This window comes from Streptomyces albiaxialis, assembly GCF_039530985.1.
Taxonomy (GTDB): Bacteria; Actinomycetota; Actinomycetes; order Streptomycetales; family Streptomycetaceae; genus Streptomyces; species Streptomyces albiaxialis.
On record NZ_BAAAPE010000013.1, the window covers coordinates 767,678 to 790,730 of the forward strand.

Annotated in this window: 19 protein-coding genes; 11 read left to right on the forward strand and 8 right to left on the reverse strand. The window is 72.3% G+C overall.

Translation table 11 applies throughout. From position 1 onward, the window contains the following. Positions 1 to 22 precede the first annotated feature (22 nt). Both ABD343_RS27020 and ABD343_RS27025 read left to right on the forward strand, forming a co-directional pair. On the forward strand, positions 23 to 820 hold the full coding sequence (locus ABD343_RS27020) for a sugar phosphate isomerase/epimerase family protein (protein WP_344531932.1): 798 nt from the start codon (positions 23 to 25) through the stop codon (positions 818 to 820). 312 nt (positions 821 to 1,132) lie between these two features. Further along, on the forward strand, positions 1,133 to 1,786 hold the full coding sequence (locus tag ABD343_RS27025) for a hypothetical protein (RefSeq protein WP_344531933.1): 654 nt from the start codon (positions 1,133 to 1,135) through the stop codon (positions 1,784 to 1,786). Positions 1,787 to 1,866: 80 nt separating this feature from the next. Here ABD343_RS27025 and ABD343_RS27030 read toward each other — a convergent pair whose 3' ends face one another. After that, entirely contained in the window at positions 1,867 to 3,300 is a 1,434-nt protein-coding gene (locus ABD343_RS27030; protein ID WP_344531934.1) for a S28 family serine protease, read from the reverse strand. Between the two features lie 137 nt (positions 3,301 to 3,437). Here ABD343_RS27030 and ABD343_RS27035 point away from each other — a divergent pair, with 137 nt between their 5' ends. Next, a complete protein-coding gene (locus ABD343_RS27035; protein ID WP_344531935.1) occupies positions 3,438 to 3,944 on the forward strand; it encodes an NUDIX domain-containing protein in 507 nt (168 codons plus the stop codon). 16 nt (positions 3,945 to 3,960) lie between these two features. Beyond that, the gene (locus ABD343_RS27040; RefSeq protein ID WP_344531936.1) at positions 3,961 to 4,185 is read left to right on the forward strand and encodes a hypothetical protein; all 225 of its coding nucleotides are present in this window, start codon (positions 3,961 to 3,963) and stop codon (positions 4,183 to 4,185) included. Positions 4,186 to 4,239: 54 nt separating this feature from the next. Here the strand turns inward: ABD343_RS27040 and ABD343_RS27045 are convergent, their stop codons facing one another. The 3 genes from ABD343_RS27045 to ABD343_RS27055 form a co-directional block, all read right to left on the reverse strand. Next, positions 4,240 to 8,025 (reverse strand): ABC transporter ATP-binding protein, encoded by a 3,786-nt coding sequence (locus ABD343_RS27045; protein ID WP_344531937.1) that lies wholly within the window; start codon positions 8,023 to 8,025, stop codon positions 4,240 to 4,242. A 155-nt stretch (positions 8,026 to 8,180) separates the two neighbouring features. Continuing rightward, positions 8,181 to 9,284 (reverse strand): esterase-like activity of phytase family protein, encoded by a 1,104-nt coding sequence (locus ABD343_RS27050; protein WP_344531938.1) that lies wholly within the window; start codon positions 9,282 to 9,284, stop codon positions 8,181 to 8,183. 105 nt (positions 9,285 to 9,389) lie between these two features. Continuing rightward, on the reverse strand, positions 9,390 to 9,698 hold the full coding sequence (locus tag ABD343_RS27055; protein ID WP_344531939.1) for a helix-turn-helix domain-containing protein: 309 nt from the start codon (positions 9,696 to 9,698) through the stop codon (positions 9,390 to 9,392). A 52-nt stretch (positions 9,699 to 9,750) separates the two neighbouring features. On the opposite strand from ABD343_RS27055, the gene map reads away from it, so the two are divergent. Further along, on the forward strand, positions 9,751 to 10,518 hold the full coding sequence (gene map / locus ABD343_RS27060) for a type I methionyl aminopeptidase (protein ID WP_344531940.1): 768 nt from the start codon (positions 9,751 to 9,753) through the stop codon (positions 10,516 to 10,518). 417 nt (positions 10,519 to 10,935) lie between these two features. On the opposite strand, the gene speB is transcribed toward map, so the two are convergent. Beyond that, positions 10,936 to 11,958 (reverse strand): agmatinase, encoded by a 1,023-nt coding sequence (gene speB / locus ABD343_RS27065; RefSeq protein WP_344531941.1) that lies wholly within the window; start codon positions 11,956 to 11,958, stop codon positions 10,936 to 10,938. A 113-nt stretch (positions 11,959 to 12,071) separates the two neighbouring features. Between speB and ABD343_RS27070 the strand changes: the two genes are divergently transcribed. Next, positions 12,072 to 12,905, forward strand: a complete 834-nt coding sequence (locus tag ABD343_RS27070) for a phosphatase (protein ID WP_344531942.1) — start codon at positions 12,072 to 12,074, stop codon at positions 12,903 to 12,905. A gap of 310 nt (positions 12,906 to 13,215) precedes the next feature. Next, a complete protein-coding gene (gene erm, locus ABD343_RS27075) occupies positions 13,216 to 14,025 on the forward strand; it encodes an ErmE/ErmH/ErmO/ErmR family 23S rRNA (adenine(2058)-N(6))-methyltransferase (protein ID WP_344531943.1) in 810 nt (269 codons plus the stop codon). Here erm and tesB read toward each other — a convergent pair. From tesB to ABD343_RS27090, 3 genes are all read right to left on the reverse strand, one after another. Next, positions 14,000 to 14,890 (reverse strand): acyl-CoA thioesterase II, encoded by an 891-nt coding sequence (gene tesB / locus ABD343_RS27080; RefSeq protein WP_344531944.1) that lies wholly within the window; start codon positions 14,888 to 14,890, stop codon positions 14,000 to 14,002. The two genes, erm and tesB, sit on opposite strands and share 26 nt — an antisense overlap. Positions 14,891 to 14,910: 20 nt before the next feature. Beyond that, positions 14,911 to 16,068, reverse strand: a complete 1,158-nt coding sequence (locus ABD343_RS27085; protein ID WP_344531945.1) for an acyl-CoA dehydrogenase family protein — start codon at positions 16,066 to 16,068, stop codon at positions 14,911 to 14,913. An 83-nt stretch (positions 16,069 to 16,151) separates the two neighbouring features. Further along, positions 16,152 to 16,775 carry an SACE_7040 family transcriptional regulator gene (locus ABD343_RS27090; protein WP_344531946.1) on the reverse strand — a complete coding sequence of 208 codons (624 nt, stop codon included), beginning with the start codon at positions 16,773 to 16,775 and terminating at the stop codon, positions 16,152 to 16,154. 144 nt (positions 16,776 to 16,919) lie between these two features. On the opposite strand from ABD343_RS27090, the gene ABD343_RS27095 reads away from it, so the two are divergent. The 4 genes from ABD343_RS27095 to ABD343_RS27110 all read left to right on the forward strand — a co-directional run bounded on the left by ABD343_RS27095 (position 16,920) and on the right by ABD343_RS27110 (position 23,030). Next, entirely contained in the window at positions 16,920 to 18,581 is a 1,662-nt protein-coding gene (locus ABD343_RS27095) for a carboxyl transferase domain-containing protein (RefSeq protein ID WP_344531947.1), read from the forward strand. Between the two features lie 125 nt (positions 18,582 to 18,706). Continuing rightward, complete coding sequence (locus ABD343_RS27100) at positions 18,707 to 20,905, forward strand: acetyl/propionyl/methylcrotonyl-CoA carboxylase subunit alpha (protein ID WP_344531948.1); 2,199 nt, start codon at positions 18,707 to 18,709, stop codon at positions 20,903 to 20,905. Next, entirely contained in the window at positions 20,905 to 21,861 is a 957-nt protein-coding gene (locus tag ABD343_RS27105; protein ID WP_344531949.1) for a hydroxymethylglutaryl-CoA lyase, read from the forward strand. Before ABD343_RS27100 ends, ABD343_RS27105 begins: the two co-directional genes overlap by 1 nt. Positions 21,862 to 21,863: 2 nt before the next feature. Further along, complete coding sequence (locus ABD343_RS27110) at positions 21,864 to 23,030, forward strand: acyl-CoA dehydrogenase family protein (protein WP_344531950.1); 1,167 nt, start codon at positions 21,864 to 21,866, stop codon at positions 23,028 to 23,030. Positions 23,031 to 23,053: the final 23 nt, after the last annotated feature.

Consider the following 23,053-nt stretch of genomic DNA (forward strand, 5'->3'; position numbering starts at 1 on the left):
AGTCATCTGGTCCTCTGTGCGCATGCGACTCGCCTTCTCCACCCTTGGCACCCCCGCCCTCCCTCTTCCCGATGTGCTCCGCCTCGCCACGGACAACGGCTTCCACGGCGTGGAGCTGCGCGCGCACCCCGAGGAGCCGGTCCATCCGGGCATCGGGCTGACCGAACGGGTCGACGTGGTCGAGCGGTTCAAGGACGCGGGCGTCGAGATCCTCGCCCTCGCCGGATACCCCCGCATGGCGGAGAGCGGCGACGACGAACAGGTGCTCGCCCAGGTGCGCTCCCTCCTGGAGCTGGCGCGCGACCTCGGCGCGCCCTACGTCCGCGTCTTCCCGGGCGGCGGCGACGCCGGGATCGCCGAGAGCGACGCGACGGCCGTACGCCGTCTCGGCAAGGCCGCCCCGATGGCGGCGGACCTGGGCGTACGCGTCCTGCTGGAGACGCACGACTCGCACCGTACGGGGACGGACGTGGCCCGGGTGCTGAGGGCCGTGGGGCATCCCTCGGCGGGTGCGCTGTGGGACGTGATGCACACCTGGCGGGGCGGCGAGGAGCCCAGGAAGAGCTACGACGCGCTCGCCCCGTACCTCGGCTATGTGCAGGTGAAGGACATCCCCGCCATGGACGACACGACGCCGCTCCCGCCCGGCGACGGGGTACTGCCGTTGGCCGAGGCCGCCGCTCTTCTGCCTCCTGACGGACCCTGCGAATGGCTCTGCTGGGAGTACGAGAAGCGCTGGTACCCCGAGGTCCCCGAACTGGCCGGGCTGCTGCCCCGGGCGCGCGCCCACATGGAACGCCTGCTCGACCGCGATACCTGATCCCGTACGCCAACTCCCCTGATGCGGCGACTTGGGCGGAAAGAAGGAACCTTCTCCCTTCTTCGTCCGTCCCACCGGCGTACCGCCTGAGAGTCGCCGCGGCACGGTGTCAGCCTCGCTGCTGGCTGCGTCGCTGACCACCCTCTCCACCGCCCGCGGTCGGCGGTACGCCGCCACCGGTGCGCCCCTCCAACCGCGCTGGTGGCGGCCCTCGCCTCCGGCTCACCCCTTCGACGTATGGCCTCTGGGCGCGCGCCCGGGGCAGGCTGTGGTCCGGGGAGCTGGGAACGACCGGGGGGAGCCGGGCACACCATGCGTATCCATGCGATGCGCGCTGCCGTGCTGGCCGCGGGGTGCGCGATGGTGCTCGCGCTCGCGGCGAACGGCTGCACGCAGCGGTCGGGTCCGGCGAGCACGGACGAGGACGGGCCCGGCGTCTCCGCGGTCGACGACAAGACGTTCCTGGCGCCCGGCGAGTGCGGCACCCGCAACCGGCAGCGGGTCGAGGAGGTCGGCTGCGGCACGGAGCGGGCAGGGGCCAAGGTCCTGGCACGGCACGAGGGTTCCGCGGCGAAGGGCCCCCGCTGCCCCGAACGGACGGACTACGTCCTGCACATCAGCGAGCGCCGCCCCGAGTCCGACGAGGACGGCGAGGACGGCGAGTCCGACGAGGACAGCGCCGGCCCGCTCCCCCGCGGCTACGCCTGCATGCGGAACCTGGAGGCCCCGCATCCGGGCGATCCCGGAGGCGGCGGCGGTGCCCGCACGATCGTGGGCGACTGCGTGTACACGACGTCGCGGGAGACCGAGGTGAAGGAGACCCCGTGCGCGCCCCGCGCGGGCAGGCACGCGCCGGAGTTCGAGGTGGTGCGCCGGACGGCCGGGCGGGCCGGCTGCCCGGCTGGCACGGCGCTCTTCGTCGATCTGGGCGGCGCGCGGCCGGTGGGCTGCGCACGGCGCGTCTGAGCGCGTGTGAGGCGGTGGAGACGGTCGTCCCCACGCACGTGTGCCCGGCACCGCCGGAGCGGTGCCGGGCACGCGAGGCGTTACGGCCGCAGCGTCATCTCACGCTTGTCGGGCCGGTCGAGCTTCTTGTTGTACGACGTCAGCCTCTTGGGCTTCTCGCCCGGGTCGACGTCCACGTCGGCCCACTTCAGGAGCATGCGCGTGGCCTTCTCCTTGTCGCCCGCCGCAAGCTTGGCGATGTTGGAGCCGTGGTTCTGGCCGGGCGCGGTGAACAGGGCGGAGTCCTTGGCGCCCTTGCCCAGACGGAACGGCTCGGCGCTCCACGGGTCGTTCTCACCGTTGACGAAGAGCATGCCCTTCGCGTGGTGGCGCACCCAGTTGTCGACGTCCCGCATGGCCTTGTCGTTCTTGTTGAACCGCATGGAGATGTCGCGCGGCACGTACGTCCGCGGCACGTTGATGCCCGGGTACTTGCGGACGTCGTCGAGCAGGGGCTCCTCGTAGTCGGGGGAGCCGAGCTGGGTGCCCGCCTGGTAGTAGTACGGCGTGTAGGGCAGCATGCCCTGGTCCGTACCGGCGGACCAGCCGCCGATCTCGTCGGCCCACTTGTACAGCTCGTCCGTCGAGGCCTTCTCACCGGGGACCGTTCCGCACTCGTCCAGCAGGTGGTACTGCCAGAAGCCCCAGACCAGGTCCTGCGCGACGATCTCGAACGCCTTGTCGGCGCTGCCCGCGAGCTTGAAGGTGTAGTCGTTCTCCTTCGCCCACTTCTTCAGGCGCGGCACCATCTCGTCGCGGCGCTCGAAGATCTCGTGCTGGGTGCTGTTCAGCCTGTCGCGGCACTCCTTGGTGCCGACGTTCTTGAAGAAGTCGTAGTAGGCCGAGTCTTCCTTGTTCCGCACGTCGTTGGGCGCGACGTACGCGACGGTGCCGTCCATGTCCTTCGGGTAGAAGCGGCGGTAGTACGTCGCGGTCATGCCGCCCTTGCTGCCGCCGGTGGAGATCCAGTTCTCGCCGTAGATCTTCTTCAGGGCCTTGAAGATGCGGTGCTGGTCGCTGGCGGCCTGCCAGATGTCGAGCTTCGACCAGTCGGCCGGTTCGGGCCGGGACGGGGTGAAGAAGCGGTACTCCATGGAGACCTGGTTGCCGTCCGTCATCTGCGTCGGCTCGCTGCGCGACGGGTTGGTGTTCAGCCCGTAGCCGGAGGTGAAGAAGACGGTGGGGCGGTCCTCTCCCTTGTGGAGAAGGGAGATCCGCTGCTTGAAGGTCCCCTTGGAGGGGTGCCGGTGATCGACCGGCTGCTTGTAGTTGAGGACGAAGTACCGGTAGCCGTCGACCGGCTTCTCCTCGATGAGGCTCATCCCCGGAATGGCGAGGATGCGGTCCTTGATGTCCTTCTTCGCGGCGGGCGCGGCGGGCGCGTCCGACGGTGCCGCGCCCGCCGTGGCGGCGCCGGCGCTGACGGTGCCTATGAGCACCACCAGTGACAGCAGCCATCTGAGCGTTCTTCGCATAAACCCTCCCCTGGGTTCACAAAAGTCGTCGTGAACCTATCGGCGCCGTCACGGCTCCGCCAGACCCAGTTGTACGTATGCGGGAACGTGATGACCGCTGAGCGGTCACCCGGGAAGGTCGGGGCTACGCTGCGGCCATGACCGACGCCTCCGCCGACACCTCCCCCGACGCCTCTCCCGCCCCCTCCGTCCCGCTCGTCACCGGACCGCGCGGCATGGCCCTGCTCTCCTTCCACCGGGAGCCGGAGGACGCCCGCTCCCCCGCCTACGTCCTGGTCGTCCTGCGCCACGGCGAACGGCTGCTGATGGTGTACGAACGGGACCGCGAGTGCTGGGAGTTGCCGGGCGGCGGCATCGAGCCGGGCGAGACGGCCCGAGCGGCGGCGGTCCGCGAGGTCCGGGAGGAGACGGGGCAGCGCGTACGGGAGGAGGACCTGCGCTTCGTCGGGTTCAGCCGTACCGCGCTCGGTCCCGAACGCGGCGTCCTGGAGGGCGCCCTGTTCACCGGCGAGATCCCGGGCCCGCTGCCCTTCGCGCCGAACAGCGAGATCACCGCGATCCACTGGCGCGGACCCGGCGAGCCCCTGCCGTACGGCCGTGTCCAGACGGTCGACGAATATCTGGTCGCCCTCTGCCACGAGTGAGGCGTACGGTCGGCGCGTGCCGGCACCCCAGGGGTTCACGTATCAGGAGCGGCCCGGCGGTTCCGTGACCGTCTCGCACCACGGCCGCCCGGTGACGACGCTGCGCGGACAGCGCGCGGAACGCTTCCTCGCCGAGGTGCGCGGCGGCGACGAGCAGCAGGTGATGGCCCGCTGGACGGGCAACTACAAGCGCGGGAACGAACGCGCGGCGAAGAACCACCCCCGCAACCGCCGCCCCTGACGGCAAAGGGCACCCCCTCCTCCGGAGCGGAGAAGAGGGTGCCCTCACGTGGCGTCAGGCTCCCACGGGTTCGGCCTCGCCGGAGAACGTGCGCCACAACTTCGCGTACCGCCCGTCCAGGGCCAGCAGCTCCTCGTGGGTGCCGTCCTCCGCCACCCGGCCGTGGTCGAGGACGACCACGCGGTCGGCCCGCGCGGCGGTCGTGAGGCGGTGCGCGACGACCAGCGTGGTGCGCGTCCCGGCCAGCCGGTCCGTCGCCTGGTTGACCAGCGACTCGGTGGCCAGGTCGAGCGCGGCCGTCGCCTCGTCCAGCAGCAGGATGTCCGGGTCGACCAGCTCCGCGCGGGCCAGGGCTATCAACTGCCGCTGTCCGGCGGACAGGTTCCGGCCCCGCTCGGAGACATCGTGCAGATAGCCGTCCGAGAGGGAGGCGATCATGTCGTGGGCGCCGACCGCGCGGGCCGCCGCCTCGACCTCGGCGTCGGTGGCGTCCATACGGCCGTAGGCGATGGCGTCCCGCACCGTCCCGGGGAAGAGATAGGGCTCCTGCGGGACGACGCCCAGCCGGTGCCGGTACGTCGTGAGGTCGAGGCTGCGCAGGTCCGTCCCGTCGACACGGACGGCGCCCTCCGTCGGGTCGTAGAACCGCGCGACCAGCTTGACGAGGGTGGACTTGCCCGCGCCGGTCTCGCCGACGAACGCGACGGTCTGGCCCGCGGGAATCTCCAGGTCGATGCCGGTGAGGGCCGCTTCCTCGCCGGTGGCGGCATCGGCCGTCGCGTACCGGAAGCGGACGTCGTCGAAGACGATCTCGCCGCGCAGCGCGGCCGGTTCCTCCGGCCGGTCGGCCTGCGGGGTGCTCGTCTCCTCGCGCAGCAGCTCCTGGATGCGGCGCAGCGAGACGGCGGCCTGCTGATAGCCGTCGAAGACCTGGGAGAGCTGCTGCACGGGGGCGAAGAACAGCTCGATGTAGAGCAGATAGGCGACCAGGGCGCCCGCGCTCAGCGTGCCGTTCTCGATGCGGCCCGCGCCGACGACCAGGACGGCGGCGGTCGCGAGGGAAGCCAGGAGCTGCACGAACGGGAAGTAGACCGAGATCAGCCACTGTCCGCGCACGCGCGCCCTGCGGTACCCGTCGCTACGCCGCTCGAACTGGTCGATGCCGCGCTCCTCGCCCCGGAACGCCTGCACCATCCGGAGCCCGGCCACGGACTCCTGAAGGTTCGCGTTGACGACACTGACCCGCTCGCGCGCCAGCTCGTACGCCTTCACGCTCTGGCGGCGGAAGAAGAACGTGCCGACGACCAGCAGCGGCAGTGTCGCGAAGACGACCAGCGCCAGCTCGACGTCGATGACGAGCAGGGCGGCCAGGATGCCGAGGAAGGTGAAGGCCGAGACGACGGCGGTGACCAGGCCGGTCTGGAGGAAGGTGGACAGCGCGTCGACGTCGGTCGTCATCCGGGTCATCACGGCACCGGTCAGATGCCGCTCGTAGTAGTCGAGGCCGAGGCGCTGCAACTGGGCGAAGATCTTGACGCGCAGCGCGTACAGCACGCGCTCTCCGGTCCGCCCGGTCAGCCGCATCGAGCCGAACTGCGCGCCCCACTGGGCGACCACGACGACGAGCGCCAGCACGGAGGCGGCCCAGACGGCGGACAGGGCGCCCTTCTCGACGCCGTCGTCGATGCCGTGCCGGATCAGCACGGGCAGCAGCAGCCCGAACCCGGCGTCCAGGGCGGCGAAGAGCAGCGCGACCAGCAGCGCGGCGCCGAAGCCGCGCAGCAGCCGCCGCAGCCCGTAGGACTCCTCGCGGCCCTCGGCGCGGGCCTCGTCGATGTCGGGGGTGTCCAGCGCGGGCGGCAGAGCCTCGACCTTGGCGAGCAGCTCGGGGCTGCCGGGCATCCCGGCCAGCTCGGAGGCGAAGGAGCCGGGGCGTCCGCTCTGCGCGGCCGTGCCGGCGCCCGCGCCGCCGGAGGCGTCCGTACGGGCGCCGTCCGCGTCCTCGTCCTCGGCGCGGACCCACAGCTCGGGGGTGACGCCGTCGACCGTACGGTGCTCGTCGTGCGCGGCCATGCCCGCCGGGTCGCGGTCGATCTCGCCCAGCTCGTCGGGGTCGGTCAGCAGGCGGCGGTACAGGGCGCAGCGGGCGGTCAGCTCCTCGTGGGTGCCGAGGTCGACCAGGCGGCCGCCGTCGAGGACGGCGATGCGGTCGGCCAGCGCGAGGGTGGACTGCCGGTGCGCGATGAGCAGCGTGGTGCGGCCCGCCATCACGCCGCGCAGCGCCTCGTGGATCTCGTGCTCGACGCGGGCGTCGACGGCCGACGTCGCGTCGTCCAGCAGGAGGAGCCGCGGGTCGGTGAGGATGGCGCGGGCGAGCGCTATGCGCTGGCGCTGGCCGCCGGAGAGGGTGAGGCCCTGCTCGCCGACCGTCGTCTCGTACCCGTCGGGCAGCTCGGCTATGAAGCCGTCGGCCTGGGCGGCGCGCGCGGCGGCCCGTATCTGCGCGTCGGTGGCGTCCGGGGCGCCGTAGGCGATGTTCTCCCGGATGGTCTCGGAGAACAGGAAGCTGTTCTCCGGCACGAGGCCGATGGCGGAGCGCAGGGAGTCGAGGGTCAGCTCGCGCACGTCCTGCCCGCCGACGCGGACGGCGCCGCCCGTCACGTCGTAGTACCGCGGGAGCAGCATGGAGACGGTGGACTTGCCACTGCCGCTGGTGCCGACCAGGGCGACGGTCTCGCCGGGCTCGATGCGCAGGCTGAAGCCGTCCAGGACAGGCTTCCCCGTGGCGTATCCGAACGTGACGTCGTCGAACTCGACGGACGCCTCCGCGTCCTCGGGCAGCTCGCGCGCGTCGGGGCTCTCGGCCATCTGGGGCTCGGCGTCGATGAGGTCGTAGACCCGCTCCACGCCCGCGCGGGCCTGCTGGCCGACGGTGAGCATCATGGCGAGCATCCGGACAGGGCCGACGAGCTGCGCCAGGTACGTCGAGAAGGCGACGAAGGTGCCGAGGGTGATCTGGCCGCGCGTGGCCATCCAGCCGCCGAGCGCGAGCATGGCGACCTGGCCGAGGGAGGGGATGGTCTGGAGCGCCGGGGTGTAGCGCGCGTTGAGCCGGACGGTGCGCAGCCGCCCGGCGAACAGCTTGCGGCTGATGGCGCGCAGCTTGGTGGTCTCCTGCTCCTCCTGCCCGAAGCCCTTGACCACGCGGACGCCGGTGACCGCGCCGTCGACCACGGAGGCCACGGCGCCGGCCTGCTGCTGGGCGTACCAGGTGGCGGGGAAGAGGCGCTTGCGGCTGCGGTCGGCAATCCACCACAGCAGCGGGAAGACGGCGAGCGAGACGAGGGTGAGCAGCGGCGAGAGGGCGACCATCACGACGAGCGCGACGAGGAACAGGAGGATGTTCCCGATCATCATCGGCAGCATGAACAGCAGGCTCTGCACGAGCTGGAGGTCGCTGGTGCCGCGCCCGACGACCTGTCCCGTGGACAGCTCGTCCTGGCTGCGGCCGTCGAGCCGGATGATCGAGCGGTACATCTCGGTGCGCAGGTCGTGCTGCACGTCGAGGGCGAGCCGCCCGCCGTAGTACCGCCGGGCGTACGTGAGCACGTAGATGACGACGGCCGCGGCGATCAGCAGGCCGATCCACGTCCACATGCCGCCCTGGCCGCCGACGACCACGTCATCGATGATCACCTTGGTCAGCAGCGGCACGAGGGCCATGACGCCCATCCCCGCGAGGGAGGCGCCGAGCGCGAGAATCACCGCGCGTCTGTACCGCCAGCAGTATCCGGCCAGCCGACGTGCCCACCCCGGCTGCGTCTCCGTGCGACGACCCACGCCCCGTCCCTCCGCAATGCTCCGTTCACGATTCCCTGCCGGAGGCGGCAACGCGCGACGGTGTGCTTTTCATCCCGGTCAGCGCTCCGAGATGCGGAAACGGACTTGAGACCTAGGACCCCGCGCCCCGCGCGGGCGCCCGCGCGCCCCCGCGCCTACCGGTGGGGCAGGCGCACGCTGAGGGCGTAGAGCCGGGTGATCTGCCCGGCGCTCTCGTTGTCGTCGCTCGCGAGCAGCAGCCGGAGGCGCCCGCCGGGGGCGTGCCCGGTGACGGCCATGGCCTCGACGTTGTCGAGCAGCGGGTTCTTCTGGGGCGAGGGGTTGGGGGCGCCCAGGTCGGGGCAGTCGCCGAGGTCGGCGAGGAGCGTCTTGCGCGCGAGGCGGACGCCGCCGGTCTCCGTGAGCTTCTCGACGCGGCTCACGTCGCTCGCGCGGCGCGGATCGGCGAGATACAGCCGGACGGTGTTGCCCGCGCCCTTCTCCCAGCCGCGTTCCAGGACGAGCAGCCGTCCGTGGCCCGCGTCGGCGATCTCGGCGACGCCGAGCTTCGGGTCGACGGGATAGCCCCACTGCCGGGCGAGCGCGTACGCCCCGTGTCCGACGTCCTGTCCGTGCCCCTTGCCGCCGTGCCGCTGCCAGCTCTGGAGGCGCACGAGGGTGCGTCCGTGCGCGTCCTTTCCGTCGCCCGCCAGCGGGCCCTCCATGGACGCCACCAGGGAACGTCCGCCGTACCGCGCGGTCAGGCCCTCGAACGTCTGGTTCTGCTGCGCCCTTCCGGCCGGGGCGACCCGCAGCGCGTCCGGTACGGGCAGCCGCTCCCCCGTGTACGCGCCCCGGCGGTCGTAGCGCCGTACGGAGGGCTCGGTCTCGGAGGTGACCAGGCGGCTGCCGTCGTGCTCGACGACGAGCCCCTCGGAGTCGAGCGGCCCGCCGTTCTCGTCGGCCAGGGGCGTCGCGGAGACCGTACGGGCGTCGGGCGTGCCGCCGTGCGTCCGTACGGCGAGCGAGAAGAGCGCGGAACGGTCGGACAGGGCGGCGATACGTCCGTGCGCGTCGGGGGCGAGCGCGGAGAGACCGGCGACGGGGAGCCCGTCGTGTGCGGTCTTGTCGAGCGCGTCGGAGTACCCGCCGAGCGCGACGGACGGCGAGCAGGCGTTCCGGGGCGCGGCGGGGCCCCCGGTCGCGGCCGCCGTTCCCGTGACGCAGGTGGCGAGGGCCGCGACGGCGGTCGCGGCGGCCAGCGGTATCCGGATACGCATCGTCTGCCCCCTTCGTGGCGCACCTCGCGCCCATGGCGCAACGGGCGTGCGCCACGGGCACGTTAAACGGCCGTACCGGCGGTCGCCAGGGATGTCACCGGCCGCTCACGCGGCGGCCGTCGGACGGTCCTCCTCCGTTTCCGCGACGGTCAACGCCGCTTCCGGGACGGTCACGGCGGCGCACCGCGCGGCCACGTCGTCCATCGCGAGACCGAGCGCGGACGCGAGCGCCGCGACGGTGAAGAAGGCCGGGGTGGGCGCCCTGCCGGTCTCGATCTTGCGCAGCGTCTCGGCGGAGATCCCGGCTGCGGCGGCGACCTCGGTCATGCTCCGGGCGCCGCGCGCGGCACGCAGCAGTTCGCCGAGGAACCGGCCGCGCTCGCGCTCCAGGGGAGTGAGTGGTGTACGGACCATGCCGTGATACTAATACCGGTATAAGAATTGGAACCTCGGGAGGGGAGCACTCATGGTGGAGATCAAGACGGACGCGGACCTCGACGGCATGCGCGAGGCCGGCCGGGTCGTCGCGGAGATCCTGCGCGCGACCGGCGAGGCGGCAGCCGTGGGCGTCGCCCTGCGCGAACTGGACGAGGTGGCCCGGGAGGTGCTGCGCGCCGCGGGGGCGACCTCGCCGTTCCTCGGCTACCGGCCGTCGTTCGCGCCGACCCCGTTCCCTGCCGCCATCTGCACCTCCGTGAACGACGCGATCGTGCACGGCGTCCCGGACGACTACCGGCTCCGCGACGGGGACCTGCTGAGCATCGACTGCGGCGCCACGCTCGACGGCTGGACCGGCGACGCCGCCGTCACCGTCACCGTCGGCACCCCGCGCCCGGAGGACGAGGTGCTGCTGAAGACCACCAGGAGCGCCCTGGAGGCGGGCATCGCGGCGGCGCTCGCGGGGTCCAGGATGGGCGACATCTCGCACGCGATCGGAAGCGTGGGACGGGGCGCGGGATTCGGCATTCCCGACGGCTTCGGCGGCCACGGCATCGGCCGCGCGATGCACGAGGACCCGCCCGTGCCGAACGAGGGCAGGCGGGGCCGGGGCTTCCGGCTGCGGCACGGACTGGCGCTGGCCATCGAGCCCATGCTGACCGCGGGCGGCGGGGACGCGTTCTACACGGCGCCGGACGGCTGGACGCTCCGGACGACGGACGGGAGCCGCGCGGCGCACTTCGAGCACTCGGTGGCCGTCACGGACGAGGGGCCGCGGATCCTGACCGCTCCCTGACCGCGCCCTGGTGAGGGGCGCGGTCCGGATGCGCGGGTCCCGAGGACCGAGGGCGGCCCGGCGAGCGGACGGGCTCTGCCGGGACCGCCCTGGCCGGGCGGCGCGTTCCCTGGGTGCGGACAGGAAGGCACCCCCCACGAGGCCAGACCTGCCGCCTACCGCGCCGCCATCCCGCGGGACCGCGTTCCGCAGTCTGTCGAGATCTCACCCGCAATGCACATCGACCGATCAAATTTAGTAACGTCCCGTATTAAACCAGTGGCACATAGTGACGTCGACGGAGAACTTTCGCGCTCCCGTCAAGCCCCGACGACCAGCACCAATCACCCGGGGGCACCGTCGGAGGCCCGGCACGGTGTGCGATCGGACGAATACCGGGCGTCCCCAACACGACCGGAAACAGTGGTCAGACGGGGGTCAGGGACGCTCGGGAGCCGGTTCCGCTTCGCGCGCGGCGGCGATCTGCCGCGTCATGAGCGTCGTCAGCTCGTACGCGGTGTGCGAGGCGGCGACAGAAGTGATCTCCGCGTGGTCATAGGCGGGCGCGACCTCCACCAGGTCGGCCGAGACGAGATTGCAGTCGGACAGCCCGCGGAGGATCTCCAGCAGTTCGCGCGAGGTGAGCCCGCCCGCCTCGGGCGTGCCCGTGCCGGGCGCGTGGGCCGGGTCCAGGACGTCGATGTCCACGGACACGTACAGCGGCCGGTCCCCGATCCGCTGGCGGAGCTGGTCGGTGACCTCGTCCACGCCGCGCCGCATCACATCGGCGGACGTGACGATCCCGAAGCCCATCTTGGCGTCGTCGTCCAGGTCCTGCTTGCCGTACAGCGGCCCGCGCGTGCCCACGTGCGAGAGGGCCGCGGTGTCCAGCAGCCCCTCCTCGGAGGCCCGTCGGAACGGCGTCCCATGGGTGTAGGCCGCGCCGAAATACGTGTCCCAGGTGTCCAGATGGGCGTCGAAGTGGAGCAGCGCCACGGGGCCGTGCTTACGGGCCATCGCGCGCAACAGCGGCAGCGCGATGGTGTGGTCCCCGCCGAGCGTCATCATCCGCGCCCCGCTGTCGAGGATCTCCCCCGCCACGTGCTCGACCGTCTCGACGGCCTCGCCGATGTCGAACGGGTTCACCGCGATGTCGCCCGCGTCGGCGACCTGGGCCAGCGCGAAGGGCGACGCGTCCTGCGCCGGGTTGTACGGCCGCAGCAGCCGGGACGCCTCACGGATGGCGTTGCCGCCGAACCGCGCGCCCGGACGGTACGAGACCCCCGTGTCGAAGGGGACCCCGACGACGGCGACGTCCGTACGGCCGCCCGTCTCGTCCAGGCGGGGAAGCCGCGCGAACGTCGCGGGCCCCGCGTACCGGGGGACGCGCGACGAGTCGACGGGGCCGCGGGGAGCGCCGCCCTGCGGCTCGGGTGCGTTGCTGGTCAGGCTGCTGATCATGTGCCCGAGGGTAGACGCGGGGACGCCGTCTCCCGTTGGACGGATCTGAGCGTGGGCGGGCCGCCTTTTGGACACTCCGTCCATCGAGCGGAAGTACGAGACACAATGGCCACATGTCACAGCCTCTGTCACTGCCCCTGCCCTTCCCGGCGGCCCCCGCCCGCGGAGCCCTCATAGAGCACCTGGTCCGCACCCGTATCGCCGGTGACGTGGCCACTCCCCGGGAGAACAACCTCTCCCACTACCGCAAGCTCGCCAACGGCGACCGGCACTACTGGCTCGGTCTCGAACTCGGCGGCCGCTGGGAGGACGAGCAGGACGTACTGGCGGTGATGGCGGAGCGCTGCGGCGTCAACGACGACCCGGACTACCGCACCGGACAGGACACCATCGACCCCGAGCTGACCGTCGGCGCGCTGGACCGCGCGGCGGCCGAGCTGCGCAAGGCCGCCGAGGGCCGGCGGCGCGTACTGTTCGCGACCGGTCACCCGGGCGCGCTGCTCGACATGCACGGCACCCTGGCCATGGCCATGCGGCTGGCGGGCTGCGACATCGTGCGCTCGCCCCTGGGCGTATTCGCCGACGACGGCGTGGTCGTGCAGTTCCAGGGCGTCGCGGCCTACGAGCGCGGGGCGACCCTCTGGCACACCCACTCCCCCGCCCCCATGGCGGGCATCCTGGACGGCCTGGAGCAGGCCGGAGAGCCCCTGCCCGACCTCGTGGTCGCCGACCACGGCTGGGCGGGCTGCGCGGCGCAGCGCGGCCTCACGGCGGTCGGCTTCGCCGACTGCAACGACCCGGCGCTCTTCCTCGGCGAGTCCGAGGGCACCCTCTCGGTCGCGGTCCCGCTGGACGACCACGTGGCCGACCCGCGCTTCTACGAGCCCATGACGGCGTACCTGCTGGAGGCCGCCGGGCTGACGAGCCCCTCGGAGCCCGCCGCGTGACCACGCGGCGGACGGTCGTGACCACGCGGCGGACGGTCGCGTGAAAAGAGTTTGCGGCGGACGGTGAACGCCCTTACGGTCACGCCCATGTCTGCATGTTTCGCGGCGTTCTCCGCGCTCACGCGTCTGCGTCAGGCCCCGGCCCTCCGCCAGGACGCCTGACCGTTCCTCCCGCCCGCTTCCCCGCGGGCCCCTTCTCACCACCTCATACGGCGATACGTCCTGCGCGCAGGGCCACCGATGTCTCCAGCGACTCGGGCAGGCCCTGGCTTCACGGCTCCGGCCTGTCCTCGATCAGAGGACCTCATCCGTGGCACGCCGCCGCAAGACGCTCTCCCAGAACTTCCTGAACAGCTCGTCCGCCGTCGACCTCGTCGTACGTCTCTCCGGGCTCGGCCCCCGCGACCTCGTGGTCGAACCGGGCGCGGGCGAGGGCACGCTCACCCGCGCCCTGGCCCGGCGCTGCCGCCGGGTCGTCGCCTATGAGCTCGACCCCGCGCTCGCCGCCCTGCTGCCCGAACGCACCCGGAGGTTCCCCAACATCCGTACGGTGCGCGGCGACTTCACCCGGGCGCGCCCGCCCCGCGAACCGTTCGCCGTCGTCGGCAACATCCCCTTCTCGCGGACCACGGACATCGTCCGCTGGTGCCTCCAGGCGCCGTCGATGACCTCGGCGACGCTGCTCACCCAGTGGGAGTTCGCCCGCAAACGCACCGGCGGGTACGGCCGCTGGACCCTGCTGACCGTACGGAGCTGGCCCGAGTACGAATGGCGGCTCCTGTCGCGCGTGGGGCGGCACCATTTCACGCCGGTGCCGCGTACGGACTCCGCGGTGCTCCGTATCGACCACAGGGCCGCTCCGCTGCTGCCGCGCGAAGCCCTGCCCGCCTACCGCGCCTTCACGGACCACGGGTTCACGGGTGTCGGGGGCTCGCTCTTCGCGACGCTCACCCGCCACCACCGCACACGGCGGGTCCGCGCGGCCTACACCTCGCTGGAACTCGACGAGTCCGCGCCCGTCGGACTGGTACGGCCCGACCAGTGGCTGGCCCTGTTCCGCGCCCTGGAGGGCGTGGAGGAACGGAAGGGCGGGTCTACGCCCGGTCGCGCGGCACCCTGACGACGCCCTCCTGGATGACGGAGACGACCAGCCGTCCGTCCCGGGTGAAGATGCGTCCCTTGCCGAGTCCCCGGCCGCCCTGCGCGGTCGGGGACTCCTGGTCGTACAGCAGCCATTCGTCCGCGCGGAACGGGCGGTGGAACCACATCGCGTGGTCCAGGCTCGCGCCCACCACATCGCCGACCGCCCAGCCGCCCCTGCCGTGCGCCAGCAGGATGGAGTCCAGGAGCGTCATGTCCGAGACGTAGGTGGCCAGGCAGATGTGGAGGGCCGGGTCGTCGAAGTCGCCGTCCAGCTTGCCGTTCGTACGGAACCACACCTGGGAGCGCGGCTCGCCCGGCCTGCCGACCCTGCCGAACGGGGGCTCCTCGACGTACCGCAGGTCCACCGCCTCGCGGGCCTTGAGCAGTCGCTCAGGCACCTGGGGATCGCGGAACAGGTCCGCGTAGCGCGGCAGGATCTCCTCGGCCGTCGGCAGCGTCTCCGGGTCCGGCGCCGCGGGCATCGGCTCCTGGTGCTCCAGCCCCTCCTCGTGGACCTGGAAGGACGCCGACAGATGGAAGATCGGCTGCCCGTGCTGGACGGCGACGACGCGGCGGGTGGTGAAGGAGCGGCCGTCGCGGATCCGGTCGACCGTGTAGACGATACGGGCGCCCGGGTCGCCGGGGCGCAGGAAGTACGCGTGCAGGGAGTGCGGCAGCCGTCCCTCGGGGACGGTGCGGCAGGCCGCGACGAGGGCCTGCGCCGCGACCTGTCCGCCGAAGACGCGGGGGACGACGGAGGCGCGGCTGTCGCCGCGGAAGATGTCCCGCTCGACCCGCTCCAGATCGAGTAGGGCGAGCAGGGACGTCAGTGCGTGGCTCATGGTGCTCAGGTCGTCCCGGCCTACAGGCCCATCGACTTCGCGACGATGGACCGCATGACCTCGCTGGTGCCGCCGTAGATGCGCGAGACACGGGTGTCCGCGTAGAGGCTGGCGATGGGGTACTCCAGCATGTAGCCGTAGCCGCCGTGGAGCTGGAGGCACCGGTCGATGACCTTGGCGGCCAGCTCGGTGGTGAACAGCTTCGCCGAGGCCGCGTCCGCCGGGGTCAGCTCGCCCGCGTCCAGCGCGTCGAGCGCGCGGTCGACGACGGCCTGCATGGCGTCGACGTCGGCCTTGCAGTCGGCGAGGACGAACTTGGTGTTCTGGAAGGAGGCGACCTCCTTGCCGAAGACCGTGCGCTCCTTGACGTACTCGTGCGCGAAGCGGACGGCGGCGGCCGACTGGGCGTACGCGCTGACCGCGATGCTGAGCCGCTCCTGGGGGAGGTTGTGCGTGAGGTACGAGAACGCCTTGCCCTCCTCGCCGAGGAGGTCCTCGACGGGCACCTTGACGTCGGTGAAGGAGAGTTCGGCCGTGTCCGAGGCGCGCAGCCCCAGCTTGTCGAGCTTGCGCCCGACCGCGTAGCCCTCGCTGCCGGTGTCCACGACGAGGATGGAGATGCCGCCGCGCCGGTCCTCGGGCGTGGGCGGTGCCGTACGGGCGCAGACCAGGACGCGGTCGGCCTGGACGCCGCCGGTGATGAACGTCTTGGCCCCGTTGAGCACGTAGTGCGTGCCGTCCTCGGAGAGCTTGGCCGTGGTCTTCATGCCCGCGAGGTCCGAGCCGGTGCCGGGCTCGGTCATGGCGATGGCCGTCATCATCTCGCCCGCCACGAAGGAGGGCAGCCAGCGCCGCTTCTGCTCCTCGTTCCCGTACTTGAGGATGTACGGCAGGCAGAGGGCGGTGTGGACGCTGGAGCCGCCGAAGCTGACGGCGGCCCGCGCGCACTCCTCGGCGATCACGGCGTTGAACTTGAAGCTCTCCTCGCCCGCGCCGCCGTACTCCTCGGGGACCTCGATGCCGAAGACGCCCAGCTCGCCGAGCTTCTTGTAGAGCTCCCGGGGGACGTATCCCTGCTCGGCCCACTGCGGGTAGTGAGGGGCCACCTCGGCCGCGATGAATTCGCGGATCGTCCGGCGGAACGCCTCGTGGTCCTCGTTGAACACCGTGCGACGCACAACTCGCCTCCCTGGATCCCGCTGCCCGGCAGCCCTCGTGGGCTAAGCGCTTGCTCAGCTCCTCGACTCAAGCTACCCAGGGGTCATACGGACTGTCCAGGGCCGGCGGCGGGCCCGGCCGCCGCCAGCGCCCCCCGCACGAGGCGGTGCAGCAACGCCGCGGTGGTCTCCCGGTCGGGCATCGCGGAGGGCCCGCTCAGATGCGGGGTCGAGTTGAGCAGCCCGAAGACCGTGTGCACCGAGACGCGGGCCTCCAGCTCCGTGAGGCCGGGATACATGGCCCGCACGGCGTCCACCCACAGCTCCACGTACTGCCGCTGGAGCTTGCGGACCTGCTTGCGGTCCTCCTCCTTGAGCCGGTCCAGCTCGCGGTCGTGGAGGGTGATCAGGGCGCGGTCGTCGAGCGCGAAGTCGATGTGCCCGTCGATGAGCGAGTCGAGCGCGTCCGCGGGCGGCAGACCGGCCGCCGCGGCCTCCTCGGTGCGCCGTCTCCCGCCCTCGTAGAGCCGCTCGCTGATGCCGACCAGCAGCTCGGCCAGCATCGCGTCCTTTCCGGCGAAGTGCCGGTAGAGCCCGGGGCCGCTGATGCCGACCGCCGCCCCTATCTCGTCGACCCCGACGCCATGGAAGCCGCGCTCGGCGAAGAGCCGAGCGGCCTCACGCAGAATCTGCTCGCGGCGCGTCAGCGCGGCCGTCCTGGTGCTCATGCGGACCATTCTAGACAGCCGCGTTAGTGAGCGTTAACCTGAAGGCGAGTGGTTAACGGTGACTAACTCGTCGGCCGGTCACGCCTGCCCTGCGGGCAGGGCCGTCCCGTCGGGCACGCACGTCGGGCAAGGGGGCTCAGCGGGATGAACGAGCAGACAGCGCACGCCACGTCGGCGCCCAGGCTGAAGACCGCCGTCGACCCCGCGTCCGAGGCCGCCCGGGCCCACGAGGCCGCGCACCGCGAGCTGGCGGCGACCCTGCGCGAGAAGCTGGCCCGCGCCCGGCTCGGCGGCGGCGAGCGCGCCCGCGCCCGGCACACCGCGCGCGGCAAGCTGCTGCCGCGCGAGCGGGTGGACGCGCTCCTCGACCCCGGCTCCCCCTTCCTGGAGCTGTCCCCCCTCGCGGCCGACGGGATGTACGAGGACGCGGCTCCGGCCGCCGGAGTGATCGCCGGCATCGGCAGGGTCGCGGGCCGCGAGGTCGTGATCGTGGCCAATGACGCCACGGTCAAGGGCGGCACCTATTACCCGATGACGGTCAAGAAGCACCTGCGCGCCCAGGAGATCGCGAAGGAGAACGCACTGCCGTGCGTCTATCTCGTCGACTCCGGCGGCGCCTTCCTCCCGATGCAGGACGAGGTCTTCCCCGACCGCGAGCACTTCGGCCGGATCTTCTACAACCAGGCGCGGCTCTCGGCCGCCGGCGTCCCGCAGATCGCCGCCGTCCTCGGCTCCTGCACGGCGGGCGGCGCCTATGTGCCCGCGATGAGCGACGAGGCCGTGATCGTGCGCGAGCAGGGCACGATCTTCCTCGGCGGCCCGCCGCTGGTGAAGGCCGCCACCGGCGAGGTCGTCACGGCCGAGGAGCTGGGCGGCGGCGAGGTGCACTCGCGGATCTCCGGCGTCACCGACCACCTCGCCGAGGACGACGCGCACGCCCTGCGGATCGTCCGCGACATCGTCGCCACCCTCCCCGCACCGCCGGGCGGCTCCGCGCTCCCCTGGCCGGTGACGGCCCCGGAGGAGCCCGCCGTCGACCCCGCGGGGCTGTACGGGGCGGTGCCGGTCGACTCCCGCACGCCGTACGACGTGCGGGAAGTCATCGCCCGCGTGGTGGACGGATCCCGCTTCCACGAGTTCAAGGAGGAGTACGGGACGACGCTCGTCACCGGCTTCGCCCGCATCCACGGCCACCCGGTCGGCATCGTGGCGAACAACGGCATCCTGTTCTCCGAATCCGCCCAGAAGGGCGCCCACTTCATCGAGCTGTGCGACCAGCGCGGCATCCCGCTCCTCTTCCTCCAGAACATCTCGGGCTTCATGGTCGGCAGGGATTACGAGGCGGGGGGCATCGCCAAGCACGGCGCCAAGATGGTCACCGCCGTGGCCTGCGCCCGGGTCCCCAAGCTGACGGTGGTCATCGGCGGTTCGTACGGCGCGGGGAACTACTCGATGTGCGGCCGGGCCTACAGCCCCCGCTTCCTCTGGATGTGGCCGAACGCGAAGATCTCCGTCATGGGCGGCGAGCAGGCCGCCTCGGTGCTCTCCACCGTCAAGCGGGACCAGTTGGAGGCGCGCGGCGAGGAGTGGAGCGCCGAGGAGGAAGAGGCCTTCCGCGCCCCGGTGCGTGCGCAGTACGAATCGCAGGGGAACGCGTATTACGCCACGGCCCGTCTCTGGGACGACGGCGTGATCGACCCCCTGGAGACCAGAGCGGTGCTGGGCCTCGCGCTCACCGCGTGCGCCCGCGCCCCGCTGCCGCACCGGGACCCGGACGCGCCGCGCTTCGGCGTCTTCCGGATGTGAGCCCGGCCCGACCCGGTCGGGCCAGGACAGCTCAAGACAGCTCAAGACGGCCGAGACGGCCGAGACGGCTCAAGAAGACCCTCAGACAACGACTCCAGGTGACCAGGCAGGCAGGAAGTGGGCTGATGTTCGACACCGTGCTGGTGGCCAACCGCGGTGAGATCGCGGTGCGCGTGATCCGTACGCTCCGGGCGCTCGGCATCCGCTCCGTGGCCGTGCACAGCGACGCGGACGCGGACGCCCGTCATGTGCGCGAGGCCGACACCTCGGTGCGGATCGGCCCCGCGGCGGCCTCCGAGAGCTATCTGTCGGCCGAGCGGCTGCTGGAGGCCGCGCGGCGGGGCGGCGCCCAGGCCGTCCACCCGGGATACGGGTTCCTCGCGGAGAACGCGCCCTTCGCGCGGGCCTGCGCCGACGCCGGGCTCGTCTTCGTCGGCCCGCCGGCCGACGCCATCGAGCTGATGGGCGACAAGATCCGCGCCAAGGAGACGGTCCGCGCGGCGGGCGTCCCGGTGGTCCCGGGCTCCGACGGCAGCGGCCTGACCGACGCCGAACTCACGGTGGCCGCACGGGAGACGGGCCTGCCCGTGCTGCTGAAGCCCTCGGCGGGCGGCGGCGGCAAGGGCATGCGGCTCGTGCGGGACGAGGCAGCGCTGCCGGACGAGATCGCGGCCGCCCGCCGCGAGGCGCGCGGCGCCTTCGGGGACGACACCCTGCTCGTCGAGCGCTGGATCGACCAGCCCCGGCACATCGAGATCCAGGTGCTGGCCGACGGGCACGGCGGCGTGGTGCACCTCGGCGAGCGCGAGTGCTCGCTCCAGCGCCGCCACCAGAAGATCATCGAGGAGGCCCCCAGCCCCCTGCTGGACGAGTCGACGCGCGCCGCGATGGGCGCCGCGGCGGTCGAGGCCGCACGGTCCTGCGGCTACCGGGGCGCGGGCACCGTCGAGTTCATCGTCCCGGGCGACGGCTCGGGGAGCTACTTCTTCATGGAGATGAACACCCGTCTCCAGGTCGAGCACCCCGTCACCGAGCTGATCACCGGGCTCGACCTGGTGGAGTGGCAGCTCCGCGTCGCGGCGGGCGAGCCGCTCGCCTTCGGCCAGGAGGCGATCACGCTGAACGGGCACGCGGTCGAGGCCCGTGTCTGCGCGGAGACGGCCCGGCTCAGCGGGGACCGGGTGGACTTCCTGCCGTCGGCGGGCCGCGTGCTCCTGCTGCGCGAGCCCGAGGGCGACGGCGTGCGGACGGACTCGGGCCTCACCGAGGGCACCGAGGTCGGGACGGTGTACGACCCGATGCTCTCCAAGGTCATCGCCTGGGCCCCGGACCGGGCCTCGGCGCTGCGCAAGCTGCGCGGCGCCCTCGCGGGGACCACGGTGCTCGGCGTGGACACCAACACGGCCTTCCTGCGCGGGCTGCTGGCCGTCCCCGAGGTCGTCTCCGGCGAGCTCGACACCGGCCTGGTCGACCGGGCGGCCCCGGACCTGGTCCGGCAGCACGTCCCGGACGAGGTGTACGCGACGGCGGCGCTGCTCCGGCAGTCGGCCCTGACCCCCTCCCCGGCCGGGGACGGCACGGGCTGGGTCAACCCGTTCGCGGAGCCCTCGGGCTGGCGCCTCGGCGGCGAACCGGCCTGGACGGTGCACCACTTCAAGGTCCCGGGCCACGAGCCGGTGGCCGTCCGGGTGCGCGCCCTCGGCGGGGGCGCGGCGGAGGTGAGCGTGGGCGGCGCCTCCCCGGTGTCGGCCCGGCTCGCCGAAGGGCCCCGCCCGCGCCTGGAGTTCGACGGCGTGACCCACACCTTCGACCGGGCGCCCTCGGACACGGGCTCCAGCACCGACTCAGGCTCAGGTCCCGGCACCGGCACCGGCACCGGCACCGGCACCGGCGTATGGCTGGGCCGGGACGGCGAGGCCTGGCACGTGGGGCCGTTCGACCCGGTGGAGGCCTCGCTGAGCGACGTCGCCGGGGCGCACGGGGCCGACGCGCTCACCGCGCCGATGCCCGGCACGGTCACGGTCGTCAAGGCGGCCGTGGGCGACCAGGTGTCGGCGGGACAGAGCCTCGTGGTCGTCGAGGCCATGAAGATGGAGCACGTCATCGCCGCGCCGCACGACGGGACCGTGATCGAGCTGGACGTCACGGCGGGCAGCACCGTCGCCATGGACCAGCTCCTGGCCGTCGTCGAGCCGCACGCGAAGGACGGCGGGAGCGGGGGCCCGAAGGGCGCGAAGGGCGCGAAGGGCGCGAAGGGCGCGAAGGGCGCGAAGGGCGCGAAGTGCGCGAAGGGCGCGAAGGGCGCGAAGGAGGCGCAGAGCTGATGGCAGCAGAGGGATTGCCGATGGTCTCCCCCCTGGAAGGCCTGCCGCCCCGGGTCCGTATCCACGAGGTCGGCCCCCGTGACGGCTTGCAGAACGAGAAGGCGGTCGTCCCCGTCGAGGTGAAGTCGGAGTTCATCCACCGCCTCGCCGAAGCGGGCCTGGGTACCATCGAGGCGACAAGCTTCGTGCACCCCAAGTGGGTCCCCCAGCTCGCGGACGCCGAGCGGCTCTATCCGCTCCTGGGCGATCTGCCGCGCGGGACCCGCCTCCCCGTCCTGGTGCCCAACGCGCGCGGGCTGGACAGGGCGCTGGAGCTGGGGGCCCGCGAGGTCGCCGTCTTCGCGAGCGCCACCGAGTCGTTCGCGCGGGCCAATCTCAACCGGACGGTGGACGAGGCGCTCGCGATGTTCGAGCCCGTGGTGGCCCGCGCCCGCGAGGAGAAGCTCACGGTGCGCGGCTATCTCTCGATGTGCTTCGGCGACCCGTGGGAGGGCCCCGTGCCCGTCGCGCAGGTCGTGCGCGTGTGCCGGGCCCTGTCCGACATGGGCTGCGACGAGCTGAGCCTCGGCGACACCATCGGCGTCGCCACCCCGGGCCACGTCACCGCGCTGCTGTCCGCGCTGCACGAGGCGGGCCTCCCCGCCCCGCGCCTCGCCGTCCACTTCCACGACACATACGGCCAGGCGCTGTCCAACACCCTGGCGGCGCTCCAGCACGGCGTCGCGACGGTGGACGCCTCGGCGGGTGGCCTCGGCGGCTGTCCGTACGCGAAGAGCGCCACCGGCAATCTCGCCACCGAGGATCTCGTCTGGATGCTCCACGGTCTCGGTATCGAGACCGGCGTCGACCTCGGCCGTCTGTGCGCCACAAGCGCCTGGATGGCCGGGCAACTGGGCCGCCCCAGCCCTTCCCGTACGGTCCGCGCCCTCACCGGCCCCTCCCACAAGGAGTCCTGATCATGGCCTTCGACCACCGCCTCTCCTCCGAGCACGAGGAACTGCGCCGCACCGTCGAGGAGTTCGCGCACGACGTCGTGGCCCCGAAGATCGGGGAGTTCTACGAGCGGCACGAGTTCCCGTACGAGATCGTCCGCCAGATGGGCAGCATGGGCCTCTTCGGCCTGCCCTTCCCCGAGGAGTACGGGGGCATGGGCGGCGACTATCTCGCCCTGTGCCTCGCCCTGGAGGAGCTGGCGCGGGTCGACTCGTCGGTGGCCATCACCCTGGAGGCCGGGGTCTCGCTCGGGGCCATGCCGCTGCATCTGTTCGGCACCGAGGAGCAGAAGCGGGAGTGGCTGCCGAGGCTGTGCTCCGGGGAGATCCTGGGCGCGTTCGGCCTCACCGAGCCGGGCTTCGGCTCCGACGCGGGCGGCACGGCGACGACGGCGGTGCGGGACGAGGCCACGGGCGAGTGGGTGATCAACGGCACCAAGGCCTTCATCACCAACTCCGGCACGGACATCACCGGCCTGGTCACCGTCACGGCGGTCACCGGCCGCAAGGAGGACGGCAGTCCGCTGATCTCCAGCATCATCGTGCCGTCCGGGACCCCGGGCTTCACCGTCGCCCCGGGATACTCGAAGGTGGGGTGGAACGCGTCGGACACCCACGAGCTGTCCTTCTCCGACGTCCGCGTCCCGGGGGAGAACCTGCTGGGCGAGGAGGGCCGCGGCTTCGCGCAGTTCCTCCGCATCCTCGACGAGGGCCGGATCGCGATCTCCGCGCTGGCGACGGGCCTGGCCCAGGGCTGCGTCGACGAGTCGGTGCGGTACGCCAACACCCGCGAGGCCTTCGGGCGGACCATCGGGACCAACCAGGCCATCCAGTTCAAGCTCGCCGACATGGAGATGCGGGCCCACACCTCGCGCCTCGCCTGGCGGGACGCCGCGTCGCGGATGCTGGCGGGCGAGCCGTTCAAGAAGCAGGCGGCGCTCGCCAAGCTGTACTCGTCGGAGAGCGCCGTGACCAACGCCCGCGAGGCCACCCAGATCCACGGGGGATACGGCTTCATGAACGAGTATCCGGTCGCCCGCATGTGGCGCGACTCCAAGATCCTGGAGATCGGCGAGGGCACGAGCGAGGTCCAGCGCATCCTGGTGGCCCGCGAGCTGGGCGTCGGGAGCTGAGAGAGCTGAAGGAGCTGAGTCTT

Excerpts from the sequence above, each read along its gene's own strand:
- ABD343_RS27020 (WP_344531932.1), top strand. The coding sequence starts at position 23 with ATGCGACTCGCCTTCTCCACCCTTGGCACCCCCGCCCTCCCTCTTCCC.
- ABD343_RS27025 (WP_344531933.1), top strand. The coding sequence starts at position 1,133 with ATGCGTATCCATGCGATGCGCGCTGCCGTGCTGGCCGCGGGGTGCGCG.
- ABD343_RS27030 (WP_344531934.1), bottom strand. The coding sequence starts at position 3,300 with ATGCGAAGAACGCTCAGATGGCTGCTGTCACTGGTGGTGCTCATAGGC.
- ABD343_RS27035 (WP_344531935.1), top strand. The coding sequence starts at position 3,438 with ATGACCGACGCCTCCGCCGACACCTCCCCCGACGCCTCTCCCGCCCCC.
- ABD343_RS27050 (WP_344531938.1), bottom strand. The coding sequence starts at position 9,284 with ATGCGTATCCGGATACCGCTGGCCGCCGCGACCGCCGTCGCGGCCCTC.
- ABD343_RS27055 (WP_344531939.1), bottom strand. The coding sequence starts at position 9,698 with ATGGTCCGTACACCACTCACTCCCCTGGAGCGCGAGCGCGGCCGGTTC.
- map (WP_344531940.1), top strand. The coding sequence starts at position 9,751 with ATGGTGGAGATCAAGACGGACGCGGACCTCGACGGCATGCGCGAGGCC.
- speB (WP_344531941.1), bottom strand. The coding sequence starts at position 11,958 with ATGATCAGCAGCCTGACCAGCAACGCACCCGAGCCGCAGGGCGGCGCT.
- ABD343_RS27070 (WP_344531942.1), top strand. The coding sequence starts at position 12,072 with ATGTCACAGCCTCTGTCACTGCCCCTGCCCTTCCCGGCGGCCCCCGCC.
- tesB (WP_344531944.1), bottom strand. The coding sequence starts at position 14,890 with ATGAGCCACGCACTGACGTCCCTGCTCGCCCTACTCGATCTGGAGCGG.
- ABD343_RS27090 (WP_344531946.1), bottom strand. The coding sequence starts at position 16,775 with ATGAGCACCAGGACGGCCGCGCTGACGCGCCGCGAGCAGATTCTGCGT.
- ABD343_RS27095 (WP_344531947.1), top strand. The coding sequence starts at position 16,920 with ATGAACGAGCAGACAGCGCACGCCACGTCGGCGCCCAGGCTGAAGACC.
- ABD343_RS27100 (WP_344531948.1), top strand. The coding sequence starts at position 18,707 with ATGTTCGACACCGTGCTGGTGGCCAACCGCGGTGAGATCGCGGTGCGC.
- ABD343_RS27105 (WP_344531949.1), top strand. The coding sequence starts at position 20,905 with ATGGCAGCAGAGGGATTGCCGATGGTCTCCCCCCTGGAAGGCCTGCCG.
- ABD343_RS27110 (WP_344531950.1), top strand. The coding sequence starts at position 21,864 with ATGGCCTTCGACCACCGCCTCTCCTCCGAGCACGAGGAACTGCGCCGC.